The 4565-nt window shown below is 57.4% G+C and carries 2 rRNA genes; both read right to left on the bottom strand.

The features are described from left to right. Nucleotides 1-22 precede the first annotated feature (22 nt). Nucleotides 23-2945: ribosomal RNA gene (locus IG99_RS43200) — 23S ribosomal RNA — on the bottom strand. A 310-nt stretch (nt 2946-3255) separates the two neighbouring features. Further along, nucleotides 3256-4565: ribosomal RNA gene (locus IG99_RS43195) — 16S ribosomal RNA — on the bottom strand; the annotation flags it as partial.

Here is a 4565-nt window from a genome sequence, read left to right as displayed (position 1 = left end):
AACACAGTGGACGCGAGCAACTGAGGACAAGCCCTCGGCCTATTAGTACCGGTCACCTTCACACGTTACCGTGCTTCCAGATCCGGCCTATCAACCCAGTCGTCTACTGGGAGCCTTACCCTCTCAAGGAGGTGGGAATACTCATCTCGAAGCAGGCTTCCCGCTTAGATGCTTTCAGCGGTTATCCCTCCCGAACGTAGCCAACCAGCCATGCCCTTGGCAGAACAACTGGCACACCAGAGGTTCGTCCGTCCCGGTCCTCTCGTACTAGGGACAGCCCTTCTCAATATTCCTACGCGCACAGCGGATAGGGACCGAACTGTCTCACGACGTTCTAAACCCAGCTCGCGTACCGCTTTAATGGGCGAACAGCCCAACCCTTGGGACCGACTCCAGCCCCAGGATGCGACGAGCCGACATCGAGGTGCCAAACCATCCCGTCGATATGGACTCTTGGGGAAGATCAGCCTGTTATCCCCGGGGTACCTTTTATCCGTTGAGCGACGGCGCTTCCACAAGCCACCGCCGGATCACTAGTCCCGACTTTCGTCCCTGCTCGACCCGTCGGTCTCACAGTCAAGCTCCCTTGTGCACTTACACTCAACACCTGATTGCCAACCAGGCTGAGGGAACCTTTGGGCGCCTCCGTTACTCTTTAGGAGGCAACCGCCCCAGTTAAACTACCCATCAGACACTGTCCCTGATCCGGATCACGGACCCAGGTTAGACATCCAGCACGACCAGACTGGTATTTCAACGACGACTCCCCCTGAACTGGCGTCCAGAGTTCAAAGTCTCCCAGCTATCCTACACAAGCCGAACCGAACACCAATATCAAACTGTAGTAAAGGTCCCGGGGTCTTTCCGTCCTGCTGCGCGAAACGAGCATCTTTACTCGTAGTGCAATTTCACCGGGCCTATGGTTGAGACAGTCGAGAAGTCGTTACGCCATTCGTGCAGGTCGGAACTTACCCGACAAGGAATTTCGCTACCTTAGGATGGTTATAGTTACCACCGCCGTTTACTGGCGCTTAAGTTCTCAGCTTCGCCACCCCGAAGAGTGACTAACCGGTCCCCTTAACGTTCCAGCACCGGGCAGGCGTCAGTCCGTATACATCGCCTTACGGCTTCGCACGGACCTGTGTTTTTAGTAAACAGTCGCTTCTCGCTGGTCTCTGCGGCCACCCCCAGCTCACCAAGTAAATTGGATCACCAGTGATGGCCCCCCTTCTCCCGAAGTTACGGGGGCATTTTGCCGAGTTCCTTAACCATAGTTCACCCGAACGCCTCGGTATTCTCTACCTGACCACCTGAGTCGGTTTAGGGTACGGGCCGCCATGAAACTCGCTAGAGGCTTTTCTCGACAGCATAGGATCATCCACTTCACCACAATCGGCTCGGCATCAGGTCTCAGCCTTGTGTGCGACGGATTTACCTACCGCACGGCCTACACCCTTACCCCGGGACAACCACCGCCCGGGATGGACTACCTTCCTGCGTCACCCCATCACTCACCTACTACCAGCTTGGGTCACCGGCTCCACCACTTTCCTTTCCCCGAAGGGTCCGGAACGGCTTCACGGGCTTAGCATCACTGGATTCAATGTTTGACGCTTCACAGCGGGTACCGGAATATCAACCGGTTATCCATCGACTACGCCTGTCGGCCTCGCCTTAGGTCCCGACTTACCCTGGGCAGATCAGCTTGACCCAGGAACCCTTAGTCAATCGGCGCACACGTTTCTCACGTGTGTATCGCTACTCATGCCTGCATTCTCACTCGTGAACCGTCCACAACTCGCTTCCGCGGCTGCTTCACCCGGCACACGACGCTCCCCTACCCATCACGATCCCCGTTGGGGGTTAATATCGCAATGACACGACTTCGGCGGTACGCTTGAGCCCCGCTACATTGTCGGCGCGGAATCACTAGACCAGTGAGCTATTACGCACTCTTTCAAGGGTGGCTGCTTCTAAGCCAACCTCCTGGTTGTCTGTGCGACTCCACATCCTTTCCCACTTAGCGTACGCTTAGGGGCCTTAGTCGATGCTCTGGGCTGTTTCCCTCTCGACCATGGAGCTTATCCCCCACAGTCTCACTGCCGCGCTCTCACTTACCGGCATTCGGAGTTTGGCTAAGGTCAGTAACCCGGTAGGGCCCATCGCCTATCCAGTGCTCTACCTCCGGCAAGAAACACACGACGCTGCACCTAAATGCATTTCGGGGAGAACGGGTTAACCTCGCAACACACCGCAAACTCGCAGGCTCATTCTTCAAAAGGCACGCAGTCACGAGAACAAGGCAAGCCTTGTTCCGACGCTCCCACGGCTTGTAGGCACACGGTTTCAGGTACTATTTCACTCCGCTCCCGCGGTACTTTTCACCATTCCCTCACGGTACTATCCGCTATCGGTCACCAGGGAATATTTAGGCTTAGCGGGTGGTCCCGCCAGATTCACACGGGATTTCTCGGGCCCCGTGCTACTTGGGTGTCTCTCAAACGAGCCGTTGACGTTTCGACTACGGGGGTCTTACCCTCTACGCCGGACCTTTCGCATGTCCTTCGCCTACATCAACGGTTTCTGACTCGTCCTGTCGCCGGCAGACGACAGAAGAGAGATCCCACAACCCCGTATACGCAACCCCTGCCGGGTCTCACACGCATACGGTTTGGCCTCATCCGGTTTCGCTCGCCACTACTCCCGGAATCACGGTTGTTTTCTCTTCCTGCGGGTACTGAGATGTTTCACTTCCCCGCGTTCCCTCCACACTGCCTATGTGTTCAGCAGCGGGTGACAGCCCATGACGACTGCCGGGTTTCCCCATTCGGAAACCCCCGGATCAAAGCCTGGTTGACGACTCCCCGGGGACTATCGTGGCCTCCCACGTCCTTCATCGGTTCCTGGTGCCAAGGCATCCACCGTGCGCCCTTAAAAACTTGGCCACAGATGCTCGCGTCCACTGTGCAGTTCTCAAACAACGACCAGCCACCCATCACCCCGAACCATCCGGTTCGAGTTCACTGGGGCCGGCATCTCGAGGGAGTTCATTCCCTCAGACACCCAACAGCGTGCCCGGCCAGCTCCCGCCCGGAGATCATGCGTTCCACACTCTTACGAGCAGTACTAACAGCCTCCGACCCAGAACCCGGCCGAATAGTCAACGTTCCACCCATGAGCAACCAGCATCAGACATTCGCTGATGTACTGGCCTCTGACCTCACCCCGAAGGGATCGGTAAGAAGTGCTCCTTAGAAAGGAGGTGATCCAGCCGCACCTTCCGGTACGGCTACCTTGTTACGACTTCGTCCCAATCGCCAGTCCCACCTTCGACAGCTCCCTCCCACAAGGGGTTGGGCCACCGGCTTCGGGTGTTACCGACTTTCGTGACGTGACGGGCGGTGTGTACAAGGCCCGGGAACGTATTCACCGCAGCAATGCTGATCTGCGATTACTAGCAACTCCGACTTCATGGGGTCGAGTTGCAGACCCCAATCCGAACTGAGACCGGCTTTTTGAGATTCGCTCCACCTCACGGTATCGCAGCTCATTGTACCGGCCATTGTAGCACGTGTGCAGCCCAAGACATAAGGGGCATGATGACTTGACGTCGTCCCCACCTTCCTCCGAGTTGACCCCGGCGGTCTCCTGTGAGTCCCCATCACCCCGAAGGGCATGCTGGCAACACAGAACAAGGGTTGCGCTCGTTGCGGGACTTAACCCAACATCTCACGACACGAGCTGACGACAGCCATGCACCACCTGTACACCGACCACAAGGGGGCGCCTGTCTCCAGACGTTTCCGGTGTATGTCAAGCCTTGGTAAGGTTCTTCGCGTTGCGTCGAATTAAGCCACATGCTCCGCTGCTTGTGCGGGCCCCCGTCAATTCCTTTGAGTTTTAGCCTTGCGGCCGTACTCCCCAGGCGGGGAACTTAATGCGTTAGCTGCGGCACCGACGACGTGGAATGTCGCCAACACCTAGTTCCCACCGTTTACGGCGTGGACTACCAGGGTATCTAATCCTGTTCGCTCCCCACGCTTTCGCTCCTCAGCGTCAGTAATGGCCCAGAGATCCGCCTTCGCCACCGGTGTTCCTCCTGATATCTGCGCATTTCACCGCTACACCAGGAATTCCGATCTCCCCTACCACACTCTAGCTAGCCCGTATCGAATGCAGACCCGGGGTTAAGCCCCGGGCTTTCACACCCGACGTGACAAGCCGCCTACGAGCTCTTTACGCCCAATAATTCCGGACAACGCTTGCGCCCTACGTATTACCGCGGCTGCTGGCACGTAGTTAGCCGGCGCTTCTTCTGCAGGTACCGTCACTTTCGCTTCTTCCCTGCTGAAAGAGGTTTACAACCCGAAGGCCGTCATCCCTCACGCGGCGTCGCTGCATCAGGCTTTCGCCCATTGTGCAATATTCCCCACTGCTGCCTCCCGTAGGAGTCTGGGCCGTGTCTCAGTCCCAGTGTGGCCGGTCGCCCTCTCAGGCCGGCTACCCGTCGTCGCCTTGGTGAGCCATTACCTCACCAACAAGCTGATAGGCCGCGGGCTCATCCT

This window comes from Streptomyces griseus subsp. griseus (assembly GCF_000720255.1).
Taxonomy (GTDB): domain Bacteria; phylum Actinomycetota; class Actinomycetes; order Streptomycetales; family Streptomycetaceae; genus Streptomyces; species Streptomyces griseus_I.
This window is presented reverse-complemented; position numbering and strand designations above follow the sequence as displayed.